Genomic DNA, 19325 nt, shown 5'->3' on the forward strand with positions numbered 1-19325 from the left:
TACAGGTCAAGCGTTTCATGAATTTTCATTGATGCACCAGCAATCCCGCTCTCAAACTCTCTCTTGATTCCTGCGTTTAGGCGGTTATAGTAGTCAAACCTCTCGCGACGAAGCGGTTGCGGGACTTTACAAGCAATGAAACAACATAGCTTTTGTTTCATGAAAGGACGCCACATGGTGCATCCACTGACGCTCGATCCCGATCGCGCGCTCCCCGCCGAGCCGACGCTGCGTGGCATCGCCCGCGACCTCTACCGCGGTGTCGCCGACCTGCCGCTGGTGTGCATGCACGGCCACGTTGACGCGGGGGCAATCGCGCGCAATGACGGCTTCGGCGACCCGGCAGAGCTGCTCGTCAAACCCGACCACTACCTGCGACGCATGCTTGTGTCGCAGGGCATGACGAACGAACAGCTCGGCGTGTCGCGCATCGATGGTCGGCCCGGAGCGACAGAGACAGACAACCGTGTGATCTGGCTCCGATTCTGCGAGAACTGGAAGCTCTTTCGCGGCACACCGACGCGGTATTGGCTTGAGCACGAGCTTGTCGAGATCTTCGGCATCGACACGGTGCCGAGTGCAGAGACCGCGGATCAGCTGTTCGATGAGCTGAGCGAGGTGCTCGCTCGCCGTGAAAACAGCATCCGTCCGCTTTTCAACCGCTTCAACATCGAGGTGCTCGCCACAACGGACCCGGCACAGTCGTCGCTTTCTGAGCATGCGCGGCTGGCGGATGACGGGTGGGGCGACAGAGTCGTTCCCACGTTTCGACCAGACGCCCTCTTCGAGCTGAATCGAGAGGACTGGCGTGAGCAGATTCACGCGCTCTCTCGTGCCAGCGGCATCGACGTGACCGACTACGCATCATTTCTGGAGGCAATCGCCCAGCGCCGGTTCGCGTTCGCCGCTGCCGGCGCACGAGCGAGCGACCACGGGCACCAGAGCGCAGACACGTCGCCTCTCTCGGCTGCCGACGCACAGCGCCTCTTCGCCCTGGCTCTCGACGGGCAGGCGGATGCGGCGAGCGCTGCGGCGTTCGGGGCGAACATGCTGTTCGAGAACGCCCGCATGTCGCTTGACGACGGTCTCGTGATGCAGGTGCATCCCGGCGTGCTGCGCGACCACCACGGGGGAATTCGCGACGCACTCGGCGCTGACCATGGCTTCGACATTCCCGTGACCGTTGAGTTCACTCGGTCGCTGCGCCCCCTGCTCGAGGCGTTCGGCCTCGACCCGCGTTTTCGGCTCATTCTCTTCACAATCGACGAGACCGTGTACTCTCGCGAGCTCGCGCCCCTCGCGGGTGCGTATCCGTCTGTGCGTCTTGGCGCACCCTGGTGGTTTCTCGATTCCCCAGGGGGCATGGCCCGCTTCAGGGAGCTGGTCACCGAGACCGCCGGTTTCTACAACACCAGCGGCTTCGTCGACGACACCCGCGCCTTTGCATCGATTCCCGCTCGCCACGATCTCGCACGACGAATGGATGCCGGGTATCTCGCGAAGCTCGTCGCGACGGGGATGCTGTGCCTCGACGACGCGCACGAGACAGCGAGGGATCTCGCGTACGAACTGCCGAAGCTCGCGTACGCGCGCCGCTGAGCGGTCGACACCTGGCATCCGAAATCATCTCGCACGAGAAGGAGAACACGCATGGCAACAATCGAGGGCGCCGAGGTGCTCATCACGAGCCCCGGACGCAACTTCGTCACGCTGCGCATCACGACGAGCGACGGAACGACAGGGCTCGGCGATGCGACGCTCAACGGCCGTGAGCTTGCCGTCGCGTCGTATTTGAGCGAGCACGTCGTGCCGCTGCTCATCGGCAGCGACCCGCAGCGCATCGAAGACACCTGGCAGTACCTGTACCGCGGCGCATACTGGCGCCGCGGGCCCGTGACGATGGCCGCGATCGCCGCTGTCGACGTTGCCCTGTGGGACATCAAGGGGAAGATGGCGGGCATGCCCGTCTACCAACTGCTGGGAGGGGCGTCGCGGCGCGGAGCCCTCGCCTACGGGCATGCGTCTGGCTCCGACATCCCGTCGCTGTTCACGTCGATTCGCAATCATCTCGATGAGGGTTTCGCTGCGATCCGCGTGCAGACCGGCGTTCCCGGACTCGGCCAGGTCTACGGCGTCGCCGGCGATCAGAAGCCGGGGCAGCGCTATGACTACGAGCCGGCGTCGCGCGGAGCCGCACCCTCGGAGGAGTCGTGGGATTCGCGCGCCTACCTGCGGCACATCCCGACGGTGTTTGCCGCCGTGCGTGACGAGTTCGGCCCCGAGCTGCCGTTGCTGCACGACGGCCACCACCGCCTCACGCCGAATCAGGCGGCATCCCTCGGAAAATCGCTGGAGCCCCACGACCTCTTCTGGCTTGAAGACTGCACTCCGGGTGAGAACCAGGAGGGTCTTCGCCGTGTGCGTTCGCAGACGACGACGCCCCTTGCCATCGGCGAGGTCTTCAATTCGGTGTTCGACTACCAGACGCTCATCACGGAGCAGCTCATCGACTACGTGCGCAGCGCCGTGACGCACACGGGCGGCATCACAGCGCTCAAGAAGATCATGGACTTCGCTGCCGTCTACCAGATCAAGTCGGGCTTCCACGGGCCGACCGACGTATCGCCCGTCGGGCAGGCCGCCGCCCTGCACCTCGACCTGTCGATCCACAACTTCGGCATTCAGGAGTATATGAAGCACTCAGACGACACCCTGCGCGTGTTCCGAACGAGCTATACGTTCGACGGCGGGCTTCTGCATCCGGGTGATGCCCCGGGGCTCGGCGTCGAATATGATGACGCGCTGGCCGAGTCGTTCAGCTACACGGCGGCGTACCTTCCGGTGAACCGCCTGCAGGACGGCACAGTTCACGATTGGTAAATACCCGGGCACGACTGGTGGTCACCGGAGGTGGCGGATGCCGTTGGCCTACGTCTCGCGGGATGCCCACCATTCCTTGAGGCGACGCGTTGCCTCTTCCTCTCCGAGGATCCCCTCGTCAAGGCGAAGGTCGAGAAGCCATTTGTAGGCCTGCCCGATCTCGGGGCCGGGGCGAATGCCGAGCACGTCCTGAATGCGATTGCCATCGAGCTCGGGGCGCACGGCTTCGAGCTGCTCTTGCTCTTGGAGCTCGGCGATGCGCGCCTCGAGGTCGTCGTAGGCGAACGCGAGGCGATCGGCCTTCCGCTTGTTGCGCGTTGTCACGTCGGCGCGCGTGAGCATGTGCAGGCGTTCGAGCAGGTCGCCGGCGTCACGCACATAGCGGCGCACGGCCGAATCGGTCCATGCGCCCTCGCTGTACCCGAAGAACCGCAGGTGAAGCTCGATGAGCCGCGCCACAGACGTGATGGTGTCTTTATCGAAGCGCAGTGCCTTCAGTCGCTTCTTCGCGAGCTTTGAGCCGACAACATCGTGGTGATAGAAGCTCACAGCTCCACCCGGCTCCAGCCGCCGCGTTGCAGGTTTTCCGATGTCGTGCAGCAGAGCGGCGAGCCGCAGCACGAGATCGGGCATCTCACCCGGGTGCCGTTTCTTCTCGTGACCGATCGCCTGCTCGAGCACCGTCAGCGAATGCTCGTAGACATCTTTGTGGTGGTGATGCTCATCGGTCTCGAGTCGCAGTGCCGGCACTTCGGGAAGCACGATGTCGGCGAGGCCGGTGTCGACAAGCAGACGGATGCCGCTGCTCGGCGCGGCGGTGCAGAGCAGCATTGCCAGCTCGGCCTGCACGCGTTCGGCCGAGACGATCTCGATGCTCGACGCCATGCGCCCCATGGCGTCTTGCACCTCGTCTGCCACGAGAAAGCCGAGCTGGCTGGCAAACCGGGCGGCACGCATCATGCGCAGAGGATCGTCGCCGAAACTCACCTCGGGTGATGACGGCGTGCGCAATGTGGCGTCGAGAAGGTCCTCGACCCCGCCGTGCGGGTCGACGAGCTTCACCTCGGGAACACGCAGCGCCATGGCGTTGATGGTGAAGTCGCGTCGCTTGAGGTCGTCCTCGAGCTCATCGCCGAAGGCGACAAGGGGCTTTCGCGTCTCGCCGTCGTAGGCGTCGGCACGATACGTTGTGATCTCGACGGTGTCGGTCACGACACCCTTCCCCGCACCCGTCGTGATGCGCGCGCCGATGGTGCCGAACTCACGGCCGATGTCCCACTGCGCGCTCGAAATGGGAGTGACGATCTCGAGAATCTCGTCTGGCCGCGCGTCTGTGGTGAAGTCATAGTCATGCACGGGGACTCCGAGCATGGCGTCGCGCACGGGCCCGCCGACAAGCGAGAGCTCACGGCCGGCGTCGGCGAATGCTGTCGCGACGCGCTGCACGACGGGTGAGTCGGCGAGAGTCTTGAGTCGTTCGAGGGCCTCAGCCATGTTCACCATGCAGACAATCGTAAATGAGCGAACCGGTGATCGCCCGCCCACCACAGGCAACACGTCAGCGGGCACGCGGGACGTCGCCTAGTGTTGAGCGGTGACATCTTCTCCTTCCACCCTTCAGGCATTACGACGCCCGCGCGTACTCACCACAGAAGTGCTGGCCGGCATCGTCACAACGCTGGCTCTCATTCCCGAAGTGATCTCGTTCTCGATCATCGCCGGCGTCGACCCGAAGGTGAGCCTGATCGCGTCGGTCGTGCTCGCCGTCTCGATGTCGTTTCTCGGCGGCCGTACAGCCATGGTCACAGCCGCGGCCGGTGCCGTCGCCCTCGTCGTGGCGCCGCTCGTCCGCGAGCATGGCACCGAGTATCTGCTGCCAACGGTGATTCTCGCCGGGTTCGTGCAGATCGTGTTCGGGCTCTCGGGGCTCGCGCGCCTGATGCGGTTCATTCCGCGTTCGGTGATGATCGGATTCGTGAACGCCCTCGGCATCCTCATCTTCGCCGCCCAGGTTCCGCATCTGCTGCACGTGCCCTGGCTCGTCTACCCGCTTTTCGCCCTGACGATCCTGATCGTCATCGGGCTTCCCCGGCTGACGAAGGTTGTTCCCGCTCCTCTCGTCGCGATTGTCGTGGTCACCGCCATCGCCATGATCGCGAATCTCGGTGTTCCGACGGTTGGCGACCAGGGCGAGGTATCGGGCGGCCTGCCCGGCATTACTCCGCTTCTCGTTCCGCTGAACCTCGAGACGCTGCAGATCATCTGGCCGACCGCGCTCAGCGTCGCGTTCGTCGGCCTCATGGAGACGCTGCTTACCGCGAAGCTCGTCGACGACATCACCGACACCGCGTCGCACAAGGGCCGTGAATCGTGGGCACTCGGCGTCGCCAACATGCTCGCAGGGCTCTGGGGCGGCATCGCGGGCTGCGCCATGATCGGGCAGACCGTTGTGAACGTGAAGCTGGGGCGTGCTCGCACCCGCATCTCGACATTCGTCGCAGGGGCGTTTCTTCTGCTGCTCGTCACTGTGCTGAGCGGCGTCATGGAGCAGATTCCCATGGTTGCACTCGCCGCGGTGATGATGGTCGTCGCCGTGTCGACGGTGAATCTGCACAGCATCCGCCCCTCGACGCTGAAGCGCATGCCGCTGTCTGAAACGTGCGTGATGGTTGTGACCGTCGCGGTCGTCGTTGCGACGAGCAACCTCGCGATCGGCGTCGGCGCAGGAGTGATTCTCGCGATCATGCTCTTTGCACGCCGCGTGGCGCACGTCGTCAGCGTCACGCGCACCGTCACTTCGGGCTCCATCACCTACGCGGTCGTCGGGCCGCTCTTCTTCGGCAGCAGCAACGACCTCGTTGAGCAGTTCTCGTATGCAGAGGACTCCGGAACGGTGATCGTCGACCTCACGGCAGCGCAGATCTGGGATGCCTCAACGGTGTCTGCCCTGGATTCCGTGCAGGCGAAGTATGACGAGCACGGCGTCGAGGTCTCTTTCACAGGCCTCGACGAGAGGTCAACGCGGTTCCACAACCGTCTCTCCGGCACCCTCAAGTGAGCGTTGTCGTGTCGGCGCTCCGTGAGAGCATGTGAGTCGTGCCCTTCGACGCGCTCCCCCACATCGCACCGGATTCTGCCGCGCGCTTCGTCTCCGACGCGATGCTTCAACGCGCGCGGTCGTATGCCGCAGGCGGAGCCGTGACCGACATGGTCTGGACCGCTGACTCACGAATTCTCACATCGAGCGTTGCCGGAACCGAACGGCAGCCATACCGTTGCACAATCGCGCTCGTGCCGTCTGGGCAGATCTATACGGTCGAGCGCGCATCGTGCACGTGCCCTGTCGGCCTCCGGTGCAAGCACATCGCTGCAACGCTTCTGGTCTGCGCTGGGGAACAGCTGCGACGCTCAGCGCAGAAGCCGAACGAGCCCGCGTGGAAATCAGCTTTCGGCACCCCGCCGAGAGCGTCGACAGACCCTGTACCCTCGACACCGCTCGCGCTCGGTTTCGAGCTGAGGCGGCGTGCCGTATCGACGCGCCGACATGCGCCGCAGACACCGGCAACGGCAGAAGACGTTAACGACGGCGTTGCTCTCAAAATGCGGGTTCGCCCGCTTCTGCAAGGCAAACGCGGCCGATGGGTCAAAGGAAACCTCTCGTGGCGCACACTCGCGCACCAGCAGCACCGTCTCGGCCTCGATTCGGAGCAGCTGCTGTGGTTCACGCAGTTTCTCGGTCTCTACGACGCAACCCGCAACCTTGCGCTGTTCGGCGACACAGAGACTGTGCCCCTCGATGAATTTCGCAGCCCTTTGCTCTGGACGCTGCTCGCCGACGCCGAGCGTGTCGGAATCACGTTTGCCGGGTTCACGCGCGGGCTCACGGTGTCTCTCGGTTCAAGCGCCTCAGTGAGTCTCGACGTGAGCTCCGCAGACGATGGGCTTATTCTTGCGCCTCGCGTCACTGTCGACGGCGATGCATTCCGCGCGCAGAACGTCTTCGCGATCGGCACGAGCGGCGTCTTTACGACAGCGGTTCGCGACGACAGCGGCATCCATGTGACCCTTGCCCCTTCACGCACTCCCCTCACATCCGAAGCTCTCGCGATGTTGAGCCGAACGGATGCTGTCGCCATTCCGACCGCCGACGTTCCCGAGTTCTTCAGCGACTACTACCCCCGCGTCAGTGCCGGAATTCCGGTGACAAGCAGCGACGCCTCTGTCGACCTGCCCGAGGTGGCGCCGCCAGAACTCGTGCTCTCGGCAACCTACGGCGCTCGGGATGCCCTGACACTCGCTTGGCACTGGGAATATCACGACCCGCAGCGCACCCTTCAGCTCGCTCAGAGCCCGGGAGAGCGCCGCGATGCCGACACCGAAGCCGCGACAAAAGCTGGCGTGGAACGCGCCTGGCCCGACGTGACGTGGGCGGCGTCGCAAGCGCTTCGCGACGTCGAGACTGCCGAATTCACGGAACACGTTCTTCCGGTGCTTGAGTCGCTTGAGGGCGTTCGCGTCGATGTCTCGGGCACGCGACCGGAGTACCGCGAGCTCACGGAGTCGCCCCACGTCTCCATCACGACTGTTGAAACCGATCAGAACGACTGGTTCGACCTCGGCTTCGTGATCACGATCGAGGGCCGCACGATTCCGTTCATCGATCTCTTCAACGCGCTGGCCCGCGGCAAGAAGAAGCTGAAGCTCGTCGATCGCACATACTTCTCGCTCGCCCACCCCGCGTTCGACAGGTTGCGCGAACTACTCGACGAGGCTGACTCCCTCGACGAGTGGGAGCCAGACCATCCGAAGCTCAGCCGCTACCAGGCGAGTCTCTGGTCTGAGTTCGAAGACCTCGCAGACGAGACGCATGAGGCGGTATCGTGGCGAAATTCTGTTGCAGCCCTCGCCGGCGGAACAGTCACCGAGACCGCCGTGCCCGAGGCACTGAATGCGGAGCTTCGCCCCTACCAGGTGCACGGGTTTCAGTGGCTCGCGTTCCTCTGGCAGCACGGCCTCGGGGGCATCCTCGCCGATGACATGGGCCTTGGCAAAACGCTGCAGGCATTGGCGCTCATCACGCACGCGCGTGAAGAAAAGGGAACGGATGCCGGGGAGCCGCCGTTTCTCGTGATCGCGCCGACCTCCGTCATCTCCACATGGCATTCCGAGGCGCAGCGCTTCGCCCCGCACCTCGACGTTCGCATCATCGAGGCGACGCAGGGTAAGCGCAAAACCCCGCTCGCCCAGGCCGTCGCGGGCGCCGACGTCGTGATCATGTCGTACGCGGTCATGCGCATCGACGCCGTGCATGTCACAGAGATGCCCTGGGCGGGGCTCATTCTCGATGAGGCTCAGTTCGTCAAGAACCCCGATTCCAAATCGCACGGGGCGGCAAAAGACATTCAGGCTCCGTTCCGCCTCGCCATCACCGGCACGCCGCTCGAAAATTCGCTTCTCGACCTCTGGGCACTGTGCTCGATCACCGCTCCGGGGCTCTTCCCTTCGCGGCGCCGTTTCGGCGAAGAGTACGTCAAACCCGTCGAGAGCGGCGAAGCCCCCGAGCGTCTCGCGCGCCTGCGCAAGCGCATTCGCCCGTTCATGATGCGCCGCACGAAGGAACTCGTCGCTCCCGAGCTCCCAGACAAGCAAGAGCAGACCATCTCTGTCGAGCTCGCCTCCGACCACCGCAGCCTGTACGACACCGTGCTGCAGCGTGAACGCAAGAAGCTCCTCGGGCTCATCGACGATATGGATCGCAACAGATTCATCGTCTTTCGCTCCCTCACGCTGCTGCGCATGCTGGCGCTTGATCCCTCGCTCGTCGATACCGAGTACGCGGGCATCACCGCGAGCAAGCTCGACGTGCTGTTCGAACACATCGACGCCCTTGTCTCCGAGGGGCACCGCACTCTTGTGTTCAGCCAGTTCACGTCGTTTCTCGGCACCGTCGCCGAACAGCTCGATGCTCGCGGCATCCGGTATTCGTATCTCGACGGCTCGACGCGGCGTCGCAAGACTGTGATCGACGAGTTCCGCACCGGAGAAAATCCTGTTTTTCTGATCAGCCTCAAGGCGGGCGGTTTCGGGCTGACACTCACCGAGGCCGACTACGTATTCATGCTCGATCCCTGGTGGAACCCCGCAAGTGAGGCGCAGGCGATCGACCGCACGCACCGCATCGGGCAGACGAAGAACGTAATTGTGTATCGGCTCGTCGCCGAGGGAACCATCGAAGAGAAGGTGATGGCGCTGCAGCGCAAGAAGGCCGCACTGTTTGATGCCGTCGTCGATGACGACGCAGCATTCAGCAGTGCGCTCAGCGCAGACGACATCCGGATGCTGCTCGACGACGCGTGACCCTGGTATACCCCGCTGGCATCTGAAAGACTCGCAGCAGGGATTAGGGGAGGTTTCCATGGCCACAGTCGCCGAGAACATCGTCGAGACACTCAAGGCAAGCGGAGTGAAAAGAATCTATGGAATTCCCGGCGATTCTCTGAACGGCTTCACGGATGCTCTGCGCACGCGCCCCGAGATCGACTGGGTGCAGGTGCGCCACGAGGAATCGGCAGCCTTCGCCGCATCCGCCGAGGCCGCGCTCACCGGCGAGCTCGCCGTATGCGCCGGAAGCTGCGGGCCGGGAAACCTGCACCTGATCAACGGACTTTTCGATGCGCAGCGTTCCCGGGTTCCCGTGCTGGCCATCGCCGCTCAGATTCCCACTGAGGAGATCGGCAGCGGGTACTTTCAGGAGACTCACCCCGTTGAACTCTTTCGCGAATGCAGCGTGTATGCCGAGCACGTCTCGAGCGTCGACCAGATGCCGCGTGTGCTGCACATGGCAATGCGAGCTGCCCTCGAGAAGCGCGGCGTCGCCGTGATCGTGCTTCCCGGCGACGTGGGGCTTGCCGAGGCAGCGAGCGAGCTCATCGCGCCGATCTTCGGCACGACCTCAGCCATCGTTCCCGACGGTGCATCGCTCGACCGCGCCGCAGAAGCGCTCAACGGGGCAGGCAAAGTGACGATCCTTGCCGGCGCCGGGTGCGAGGGCGCCCACGCCGAGCTCATGCGGTTCGCCGAAACGCTGAAAGCACCGATCGTGCACGCGATGCGCGGCAAAGAGTTCGTCGAGCACGACAATCCCTACGACGTCGGCATGACGGGGCTGCTTGGCTTCGCCTCCGGGTACCGCGCGATGGAGACCTGCGACACCCTCGTCATGCTCGGAACGGACTTTCCGTATCAGCAGTTTTTCCCCGACAACGCAACGGTCGTCCAGGTCGATATTCGCGGGGAGAACCTGGGGCGCCGCACTCCCATCGACGTCGGACTGCGCGGCGGCGTGCGCGAGACGATCGAGGCGCTGCTTCCCCGACTCCGGGCGGCAAAGAACAGCCGTCACCTCGACGCGATGCGCAAGCACTATGCGAAGACTCGCAAAAAGATGGACGAGCTCGCCACACCGCGACGTGGAGCACAGCCTCTGCATCCGCAGTATGTCGCGCGCCTCATCGACGAACTCGCAGACGACGATGCAGTGTTCATGCCCGACGTCGGTTCACCCGTCGTGTGGGCGTCACGGTATCTCACGATGAACGGCAAGCGCCGGCTCATCGGGTCGTTCACGCATGGCTCCATGGCGAACGCGCTCCCCCAGGCGATCGGCGCTCAGTCGGCTTTCCCCGATCGCCAGGTTGTGACGTTCTCGGGCGATGGCGGCCTCGCGATGCTGATGGGCGACCTCATCACGCTGACGCAGAGCAAACTGCCGGTGAAGCTCGTCGTCTTCAATAACTCGTCGCTCAACTTCGTGGAGCTCGAGATGAAGGCGGCAGGCATCGTCACCTTCGGAACAGGTCTCGACAATCCGAACTTTGCTGATGTCGCGACAGCACTCGGCATCAAGGGGTTCCGCGTCGAACGGTCGAGCGATCTGCGCGACTCGATAAAGCAGGCGTTCGAGCACGATGGTCCTGCCCTCGTCGACGTGGTCACCGAACGCCAGGAGCTCTCGATGCCTCCAGCGATCACTGCCGAGCAGGTGGGCGGCTTCGCGCTGTATGCCATTCGAACGGTGATGTCGGGCCGTGGTGACGAACTGATCGACCTGGCTCGCACGAATGCGCGGCAGGTTCTCTAGATCTCAGCTCGGTCACGAGGTCTTGTGCGGCGTCGCCTCCTGCGTCATTGTTGATCCCAGCGGAGGATGACTATGTCCAAGAGATACGTTCTGGCCCAGAGTGACTTCGTCGATCTCGCCCCGGGCTACGGAACGGCGGTGGTGTCCGACCAGGTAACCGAGTCTGGGCGCCCTGTCGGGTACATGTACCGTGAAGACCCAGACGGTGATGGAGACAGCGGGTGGCGCTTTCTCTCGGGCGACGAGTCGCAGGAATATCTCGACGACGAACGCCATATCGGCGTGTTCGAGGTGAACGATATCGCTAACCTCGACAACGCGATCATTGAGTACCTCGATGCTGAGTCGGGAACTCACCTCGTTCGCATTGACGGCTCTGACGATTTCGCCGATGTCGATGACGACGGCGCAGATGAGAACGACGACAGCAACGACCTCGGTGACGAAGACTGGGAAGAATTTGACGTGGATGCTGTCGACATCCTCGACGATCTCAAAGAAGACGACCGCATGTGATCCGCGCCCGCCGCGCTCAGCGAATTCCCACGATGATGTCGTCGACGACTCGTTCAGCCAGCGCTGAGACGAGCTCGTCATCGTGCGTCGAGAGCGGGCCGTAGATGACCAGTTCCGCGAAACCGTGGACAGCGCTCCAACATGCCCATTCCGCACCATCGCGGCGCTCCGCGGCAAGCTCGCCCGCGTCGACAAGAGCATCAAGCGCTTCGATCAGCAATGCGAACGGCGGTGGCGTGCGGTCGCCCGGCACGCTCAACGGCGGCTCGGGCGCCTCCCGCGCGCCGAAGAACGCGAGGGAAAACCATCCCGGCTCCGCACGAGCAAAGGCGATGTACCCGAGCCCCACCGCACGCAGGCGCGAGCGTGCACGCGTTGCCGCCGAATCGTCGTCAGAGGCCAGAACCCGCGAGCGCATCGTCTCGGCCATTCTGGCCTGAATCTCTTCGGCGACGGCGACAATCAGCGCCTGGCGATCCGCAAAGTGTCGGTACGCCGCGTTCGGAGACACCCCGATCTGCTTCGTGATGCTCCGCAGCCCGATGGCCTGCGCCCCGTCGGTGCGCGCTGCGGCGAGCGCGGCCTCGATCAGTTCCGCTCGCAGATTTCCGTGATGGTACGAATCCCTCGTCGACACTCTTGATTCCTCCCCCGCGTCATGTGTACGGTGTTTACATTCTAGTGTTCACATCGTCCACATCGTGCGACGCACGCAGGAGGCTGTCATGCGCACACTCGCCATCACGCAAAACATCACGCTCGACGGATCGATTGAGATGCTCGATGACTGGTTCGATCCCACGGCTGAACCGGACCCCGCGTACCAAGCCCTCAAGGCTCGTCAGGACCAGGATGCTGACGCATGCCTGCTCGGCCGGCAGACGTTCGAGGACTTCCGTGGGTTCTGGCCTAAGCACCCCGACGACACGCTGGGAGTTTCCGAGTATCTGAATACCGTGCAGAAGTACGTGGTCTCGACGACAATCGTCGACCCTGCGTGGCAGAACTCGACGGTTCTGAGTGCAGACCCGATTGAGCAGGTTCGCTCCCTCAAACAACAGCCGGGCAAGAACATCGTGTGCACCGGCAGCATCCAGCTGACGCACGCGCTGATCAGCGCCGGGCTCGTCGACGAGTACCGCCTCTTCACGTATCCGGTCGCGCAGGGGCGTGGCCGCCGACTCTTCCCCACTGGCGTCCGGATGCCGAAGCTTCGGCTCATCGAGTCACAATCGTTCACCGATGGAGTCGTCTTCACCGCATACCGCCACGATCAGGAGGATCAGCGATGAGTACTGCATTTCCGCGCACTGTCGATGCCGCGTCGTGGCGGCAAGAACTTGACCAGCTGAGGGTACGAGAAAAGGCTGCGACACGAGAACTCGATGCGATAGCCGCCGAACGCCGTCGACTCCCCATGGTCGAGCTTCCCGAATACACGCTTGATGGCGAGACAGGGCCGATTCGTCTGGCCGACGTCTTCGAGGGCAGGTCGCAGCTCATCACCTACCACCACATGTGGTTCCCTGGCGAGACCTGGCAGTGCGGTGGCTGCACATCATTTACCTCTCAGTTCACTCGTCTGGACTTCCTTCGAAACTACGACGCACGATTCGTCGTCGTCACTCAGGGACCGATCGACGAGGCGCTCGCCTACAAGCACCGCGTCGGCAATCAGATGACGTGGTACTCCTCAGCCAACAGCAGCTTCGGCGCCGATGTTGATGCTCCGGCCGGAGGCGGCTTCGCCCTCAATGTCCTTCTCCGCATAGGCGACACCGTGTACCGAACGTGGCACAGCAGCGGTCGAGGTACCGAGCAGGTCAGCCATACGTTTCCTCTCGTCGACCTTCTGCCCTGGGGTCGTCGAGAGGAGTGGCAGGACTCGCCTGACGGCTGGCCCGTCTCACCTGCGTACAGTGGATGGCTCGATTCACCAGAGATTGCAGCGTTATATGGCGATGATTCCTGAAGACTCTTGCCAAATTTGCAGTTCGATGGTGGAATAGTTCGGCTCAGCGCGCGGTTGGCTCTCTCATCGACGCGAAACACCGTCGCACGATTCCCCTGAGTTTCTGCGCTTTTGCCGCGCCCGCACACAACGAACGGAACACTCTTGACTGACCGCACCTCTGTCTCTGCGCCAGAGTCCGGAACCTCGACGCACCCAGCACATATGAAAGTGATCTGGCTGCTGCTCGGCGCTGCCTTCGTTGTGATTCTCAACGAGACGATCATGAGCGTCGCGCTGACCGATCTGATGCGCGATCTCAGCATTTCGGCACGGCTCGCCCAGTGGCTCACGACAGCATTCATGCTCACCATGGCCGTTGTGATTCCGATCACTGGCTTTCTGCTGCAGCGCTTCACAACGCGGCAGGTCTTTATCGCCGCGATGACGCTTTTCTCGCTCGGCACCGCGCTCGCGGCAATCGCACCGGGATTCTGGATGCTGCTCGGCGCACGCGTCGTGCAGGCCTCAGGCACCGCGATCATGATGCCGCTGCTCATGACCACGATCATGACCCTTGTTCCGCCGGCCTCCCGCGGAAAGACAATGGGCAATGTGTCGATCGTCATCTCCGTGGCTCCGGCGATCGGCCCGACAGTTTCGGGCATCATTCTCGATTCGCTCGGCTGGCGCTGGATGTTCATCATCGTTCTGCCGATCGCTGTCGCAATGCTCGTGATCGGCACCAAGTTCATCACCAACGTGAATGAACCGCGTAAGCTCCCCATCAGCGTTCCGTCGATCATCGTGTCCGCTATCGGGTTCGGGTCGTTGGTCTACGGGCTGAGCAATATCGGCAGCGGCGACGGAGACAACCCGCAGGGAACGCCCGTCAGCGTGTGGGTGACGATCGCCGTCGGCGTCATCGCCCTCGTGGTCTTCGTGTTCATGCAGAAGCGTCTTGAGAAGAAGGACGACGCACTTCTCGACACACGCACGTTCGCCTCGAAAAACTTCTCGACGTCTGTCGTGATGATGGTCGTTGCCATGATGGGCCTGTTCGGCACGATCATCCTCTTGCCGATCTACCTTCAGCAGGCGCTGCACCTCGAGCCGCTCTTCATCGGGCTGCTCGTTCTGCCCGGTGGGTTGCTCATGGGCGTGATGGGACCGTTCGTCGGCCGCATGTACGACCGGGTAGGGACGAAGCCCCTGCTTGTTCCCGGGACGATCATTGTGGCGGCCGCGCTCTGGACGCTGGCTATGACCGTGTCGGAGACGACGTCACCGTTCTTCGTTCTCGGTGCGCACCTTGTGCTGAGCCTCGGCCTCTCACTGCTGTTCACGCCGCTGTTCACATCAAGCCTTGGCTCGGTGCGCCCGCATCTCTATTCCCACGCGAGCGCGATCGTCGGCACAGCGCAGCAGGTTGCCGGCGCCGCCGGAACCGCTCTCTTCATCACGGTGATGGCCAGCGTGTCAACCGGCCTCATGGCCGAGGGCGTTGCCGATGATGCGAGCGTTGCGAGCGGAGTTCGAGCAGCGTTCCTTGCTGGAGCAGTCATCTTCTCGTTCGCCATCGTCGGGGCCTTCCTCGTGAAGAAGCCTGCCGATGACATCGCAGACGATGAGCACTCTGACGAGAAGTCCCCAACCGAGCCCGTCGGTGTCACCGCCGGGTGATCGGCACGGCCCCCTGAGGTCCACAGCCTCGACACACCACGAGTCAATGGAGGCTCGCGCTGTCAGTCAGACTCACTGCGAGTCTGCTGATACAGCGCGAGCCTCCATTCGCCGTTGAGACGCACATACGTGCTGCACATAAACGCGCGGAACTCTGGTTCCGATCCACGCGAAGCGGTTCCCGTATACACGAGCGTTCGCACCTCATCGCTGACGGCAATGACACGCTCGTCTGTGATCGCGAACCGGTCCCACCGCGGTGCGTCAGCCAAGGACGCCACAACGCCGGCGCGGTCAAGCGCGAATCCTCCAGCGAGTACCATGACGCCATCGTCGGTCATGATGCTGCCGTAGAACGCGTCGCCCGTCCCGTCGCAGAGGGACTGCCACCCTCGGTGTTCAAGAGCAAGGATGTTGTCTTCGTGACCATGATCCATCATGCGATCACGCTAACAACGTCATAGCGAGAGCGGTAGGGGTCGGCGGTCGCCGTCACTGTATCTGGCTATGCTCTCGTGCCTGAATCGTGCTTCGATTGCGCTCCAGAACTGTGCCTTCGCTCCAGTGCATTGCGATGGCACGAGAGGTACTGGCGATCTCGTTTGCGCACTCCGGACAGTACCGGTCACTGAGCCCCTGCTTCACTGCGCCCATGTAGGAGCGCGCATCAACGGCGACATTGTCGACGACCTTCGCTGTCGTCGTCATGGAGCCAGACGAGACCCCAACGAAGCTGCGGGCACAGGCAAAGCTCCAGTCGTCGGTTGCCGTGACGTCTTGGCACGACCCCACATCGACGACGAGTTCGCCCGGAACGGCGCGCATGAAATCGTCGGGCTTCTCGCCCTGCAGCTCGGTGGTTGCGATGAGTACTTTCATGATCTTCTCCCGATTGCGGTTGGAAGATCCGGCACGCCATCGACGGTAGGGGCCACCACTGACACACAGCCAGCACTGACACACAGCCAGCACTGACACACAGCCACCGTTACCACTGTCGAACCACGGCGTCGTGAGAGACACTGAAGCGAGGATGCAGATCGCGATCGAATCCAATATCCTATAGGAACGGATTTAATGATCGGCGTGCTCAACGACGAGGAGAAATCAGAATGACTCGGCTCTGGAATGAACCGGCGGACTTCGCCGATGAGATGGTGGATGGCTTCGTTCGCGCGAACGGGCGCTGGGTGCGCAAAGTCCACGGCGGAGTCTCGCGCTCGACGCAGTCTGCGGGCGCCGAGGTCGCCGTGGTGATCGGAGGCGGCTCCGGCCACTACCCTGCGTTTGCCGGGCTCGTCGGCCCGGGCCTTGCCCATGGCGCGGCGATGGGAAACCTCTTCGCCTCTCCCTCTGCGCATCAGGTGGAATCGGTCGTCCGCGCGAGCGAACAGGGCAAAGGGGTTCTGCTCAGCTACGGCAACTACGCCGGTGACGTTCTGCACTTTACCGAAGCGCAGGAGACCGTGCGGAAAGACGGCATCGACTGCCGCACCGTCACGGTGACCGACGACATCTTCAGCGCGAAGCCGAACGAGAGGGAGAAGCGTCGAGGGATCGCCGGCGATCTCACCGTGTTCAAGGCCGCGGGGGCCGCCGCAGCATCCGGGTACTCCATCGACGACGTCGAGCGCGTTGCCATGCTCGCCAACGCGCGCACCCGCTCAATGGGCGTCGCCTTCACCGGCTGCACGCTGCCGGGCGCTGACGAACCGCTGTTCACCGTTCCCGAGGGCCGCATGGCCATCGGCCTCGGCATCCACGGCGAGCCGGGCATCGACGAGACAGATATTCCAACAGCAGACGGGCTGGCCGAGCTGTTTGCCACGCGCCTGCTTGACGCCGCCGAGATTCCGGAGGGCGTCACCGTCGACGGCGCACGCGTCGTTCCCGTTCTGAATGGTCTCGGCTCGGTCAAGAGCGAAGAGCTTTTCGTTGTGTTCACCCGCATTGCCGACCTGCTTGAGGAACGCGGGATCACACTCGTCGACCCACAGGTCGGAGAATTCTGCACGAGCTTCGATATGGCCGGCGTCTCACTCACCCTATTCTGGGTCGACGACGAGCTCGAGACGCTCTGGAACGCACCAACGGATACGCCCGCGTTTCGCAGCGGCTCGTTCGACACGTCGGCTCTCGAGATCGTCGATCGCAGCGACGATGACGAGGCAGACGTCGCTATTCCCAAGGCCAGCGCCGACTCACGCCGAGCCGCAGCGCGCATTGCCGCCGCTCTCGATGCCGCGCGCGTGACAATCGATGAGAACGCCGACGAGCTTGGCCACATTGACTCGATCGCCGGGGACGGTGATCACGGCATTGGCATGCAGCGCGGATCGCGCGCGGCTGCAACCGAGGCGGCGGCCGTTGTCGAGAAGGGGGCCGGAGCGCAGACTCTCCTCTCCCGCGCGGCCGACGCGTGGTCCGACCGCGCCGGCGGAACATCTGGCGCGCTGTGGGGAGTGATCCTTCGCACGATCGGCGACAAATTCGACGACGCAGAACCGGTATCAGCCGAAGCCGTGAGCGCGGGAATCACCGCGGCGAAGGACGCCGTGATGTCGTACGGCAAGGCAGCGGTAGGCGACAAGACAATGGTCGATGCGCTCGTGCCCTTTGCCGACACGCTCGCCGAGCGGGTGTCCTCAGGCGAGGCTCTCGCTGACGCGTGGGCTGCGGCAACGCTCGTGGCACAGGAGGCCGCGGCGAAGACCGCAGACCTGATGCCGGGCATGGGCCGTGCTCGGGCGCACGGCGAGAAGGCCCTCGGCGTCACCGACCCCGGCGCCATTTCACTTGCGATGATCGCCGATACCGTCGGCGGCATCCTTCGCGGTAACGAGAGATTTTCTGAAACCGAAGACGTATGACGACGAATGGAGTGATGATGTCAAGAACATGGCGTGTTGTGGTGGGTTCGGATGATGCCGGATTCGACTACAAAGAGACGATCAAGAAGGACCTTGAGGCGAGCGAGCTCGTCGAGACGGTGACGGATGTGGGTGTCGATGCATCGGGGCACACAAATTATCCGACGATCGCGACGACGGCAGCCGAGATGGTTGCGCGTGGCGAGGCGGATCGCGCCGTGCTGATCTGCGGCACGGGTCTCGGTGTGGCGATCGCGGCGAACAAGGTGAAGGGCATTCGCGCGGTGACCGCGCACGACGGCTACTCAGTGGAGCGCAGTGTGCTTTCGAACGACGCTCAGGTGCTCTGCATGGGTCAGCGCGTTGTCGGCCTTGAGCTGGCTCGCCGAAATGTGCGCGAATGGCTGACCTACGAGTTCGACACGACGAGCGCATCAAACGAGAAAGTACAGGAGATCTGCGCATACGAAGGAGAATAGGGAAATGACGGCTCTCCCCACCCTCATCGGCGTCAGCCTGAAGATGTACTTCAGCCACGCCAGGACCGTCGAATGGTGCCGCGCCGTTGCGCAGCTCGCGCGCACGCATCCCGCGATCCTCGAGGGGGAGGCCGAGCTGTTCGTCATTCCCTCCTACCTGTCGATTCCGGCGGCTCGCGAGATTCTTGGAGATCTCGCGGCGGTCGGCGCCCAAGACCTCGCTGCCGAGGATGTCGGCGCATACACGGGCGAAGTCTCCGGAGCGCAGCTCGCCGAGTTCGGCTGCCGCGTCGTCGAGGTTGGCCACGCCGAGCGGCGGCGGCTCTTCGGTGAGACCCCCGAGGTTGTGCGTCGCAAAACCGACGCGGCACTGCGCAATGGCCTCACTCCGGTGCTCTGCATCGGCGAGGCCGACAAGAAGAGCCCGACGGATGCCGCGGCCGAATGCATCAGCCAGCTCGACGACGCGCTGGCTGACGCTCGCCGCGCGCAGAACAGCGGCCCCGTCATCGTCGCGTATGAGCCCTTCTGGGCGATCGGGGCTCCGCAGCCGGCGTCTCCCGGCTACATCAGGCCGGTGTGTGCGAGCCTGCGCGACTACGTGCGCGGGCTCAGCGATTTTCCACACTCCACCGTCATCTATGGTGGAAGTGCGGGGCCTGGCCTTCTCAGCCACGTCGGCGACGATGTCGATGGGCTGTTCCTCGGTCGCTTCTCGCACGACCCCGCCGCCATCGGGACAATTCTCGACGAGGTGCGCACGCACTCGACTCGCGTAGCCGAGTCCGCACCATCCTGACTCTCTG

Annotated in this window: 16 protein-coding genes; 12 read left to right on the top strand and 4 right to left on the bottom strand. The window is 63.4% G+C overall.

Annotated elements, in window-relative coordinates; genetic code table 11:
* Window positions 1-174: 174 nt before the first annotated feature.
* Both uxaC and manD read left to right on the top strand, forming a co-directional pair.
* Window positions 175-1599: a glucuronate isomerase gene (gene uxaC / locus HCR84_RS14580; protein ID WP_166979847.1), complete on the top strand. Its 1425-nt coding sequence runs from the start codon at window positions 175-177 to the stop codon at window positions 1597-1599.
* Window positions 1600-1650: 51 nt separating this feature from the next.
* Entirely contained in the window at window positions 1651-2880 is a 1230-nt protein-coding gene (gene manD / locus HCR84_RS14585; RefSeq protein ID WP_166979845.1) for a D-mannonate dehydratase ManD, read from the top strand.
* Between the two features lie 48 nt (window positions 2881-2928).
* Here the strand turns inward: manD and HCR84_RS14590 are convergent, their stop codons facing one another.
* Window positions 2929-4383 carry a CCA tRNA nucleotidyltransferase gene (locus tag HCR84_RS14590; RefSeq protein WP_166979843.1) on the bottom strand — a complete coding sequence of 485 codons (1455 nt, stop codon included), beginning with the start codon at window positions 4381-4383 and terminating at the stop codon, window positions 2929-2931.
* A gap of 91 nt (window positions 4384-4474) precedes the next feature.
* On the opposite strand from HCR84_RS14590, the gene HCR84_RS14595 reads away from it, so the two are divergent.
* The 4 genes from HCR84_RS14595 to HCR84_RS14610 all read left to right on the top strand — a co-directional run bounded on the left by HCR84_RS14595 (window position 4475) and on the right by HCR84_RS14610 (window position 11536).
* Window positions 4475-5938 (top strand): SulP family inorganic anion transporter, encoded by a 1464-nt coding sequence (locus HCR84_RS14595; protein WP_166979841.1) that lies wholly within the window; start codon window positions 4475-4477, stop codon window positions 5936-5938.
* Window positions 5939-5976: 38 nt separating this feature from the next.
* Window positions 5977-9237 (top strand): DEAD/DEAH box helicase, encoded by a 3261-nt coding sequence (locus tag HCR84_RS14600; RefSeq protein WP_166979839.1) that lies wholly within the window; start codon window positions 5977-5979, stop codon window positions 9235-9237.
* A gap of 58 nt (window positions 9238-9295) precedes the next feature.
* Window positions 9296-11020, top strand: a complete 1725-nt coding sequence (gene poxB / locus HCR84_RS14605) for a ubiquinone-dependent pyruvate dehydrogenase (RefSeq protein WP_166979837.1) — start codon at window positions 9296-9298, stop codon at window positions 11018-11020.
* Between the two features lie 72 nt (window positions 11021-11092).
* Window positions 11093-11536, top strand: a complete 444-nt coding sequence (locus HCR84_RS14610; RefSeq protein ID WP_166979835.1) for a DUF2185 domain-containing protein — start codon at window positions 11093-11095, stop codon at window positions 11534-11536.
* Between the two features lie 16 nt (window positions 11537-11552).
* On the opposite strand, the gene HCR84_RS14615 is transcribed toward HCR84_RS14610, so the two are convergent.
* Window positions 11553-12173 (bottom strand): TetR-like C-terminal domain-containing protein, encoded by a 621-nt coding sequence (locus HCR84_RS14615; RefSeq protein ID WP_166979833.1) that lies wholly within the window; start codon window positions 12171-12173, stop codon window positions 11553-11555.
* Window positions 12174-12261: 88 nt separating this feature from the next.
* On the opposite strand from HCR84_RS14615, the gene HCR84_RS14620 reads away from it, so the two are divergent.
* From HCR84_RS14620 to HCR84_RS14630, 3 genes are all read left to right on the top strand, one after another.
* Window positions 12262-12828, top strand: a complete 567-nt coding sequence (locus HCR84_RS14620; protein WP_166979831.1) for a dihydrofolate reductase family protein — start codon at window positions 12262-12264, stop codon at window positions 12826-12828.
* Entirely contained in the window at window positions 12825-13508 is a 684-nt protein-coding gene (locus tag HCR84_RS14625; protein ID WP_166979829.1) for a DUF899 domain-containing protein, read from the top strand. Before HCR84_RS14620 ends, HCR84_RS14625 begins: the two co-directional genes overlap by 4 nt.
* A gap of 204 nt (window positions 13509-13712) precedes the next feature.
* Entirely contained in the window at window positions 13713-15170 is a 1458-nt protein-coding gene (locus tag HCR84_RS14630) for a DHA2 family efflux MFS transporter permease subunit (protein ID WP_166981833.1), read from the top strand.
* Window positions 15171-15232: 62 nt separating this feature from the next.
* Here the strand turns inward: HCR84_RS14630 and HCR84_RS14635 are convergent, their stop codons facing one another.
* Complete coding sequence (locus tag HCR84_RS14635; RefSeq protein WP_244972501.1) at window positions 15233-15610, bottom strand: nuclear transport factor 2 family protein; 378 nt, start codon at window positions 15608-15610, stop codon at window positions 15233-15235.
* Between the two features lie 52 nt (window positions 15611-15662).
* Entirely contained in the window at window positions 15663-16049 is a 387-nt protein-coding gene (locus tag HCR84_RS14640; RefSeq protein ID WP_166979827.1) for a DUF7715 family protein, read from the bottom strand.
* A gap of 233 nt (window positions 16050-16282) precedes the next feature.
* Here HCR84_RS14640 and HCR84_RS14645 point away from each other — a divergent pair, with 233 nt between their 5' ends.
* From HCR84_RS14645 to HCR84_RS14655, 3 genes are read left to right on the top strand one after another with little or no spacing between them, the layout of a single operon-like run.
* Window positions 16283-18040 (top strand): dihydroxyacetone kinase family protein, encoded by a 1758-nt coding sequence (locus HCR84_RS14645; protein WP_166979825.1) that lies wholly within the window; start codon window positions 16283-16285, stop codon window positions 18038-18040.
* Between the two features lie 17 nt (window positions 18041-18057).
* Complete coding sequence (locus HCR84_RS14650) at window positions 18058-18519, top strand: ribose-5-phosphate isomerase (RefSeq protein ID WP_166981827.1); 462 nt, start codon at window positions 18058-18060, stop codon at window positions 18517-18519.
* A gap of 4 nt (window positions 18520-18523) precedes the next feature.
* The gene (locus tag HCR84_RS14655) at window positions 18524-19318 is read left to right on the top strand and encodes a triose-phosphate isomerase family protein (RefSeq protein ID WP_166979822.1); all 795 of its coding nucleotides are present in this window, start codon (window positions 18524-18526) and stop codon (window positions 19316-19318) included.
* Window positions 19319-19325: the final 7 nt, after the last annotated feature.

This window comes from Paramicrobacterium fandaimingii, from assembly GCF_011751745.2.
Lineage (GTDB): Bacteria > Actinomycetota > Actinomycetes > Actinomycetales > Microbacteriaceae > Paramicrobacterium > Paramicrobacterium fandaimingii.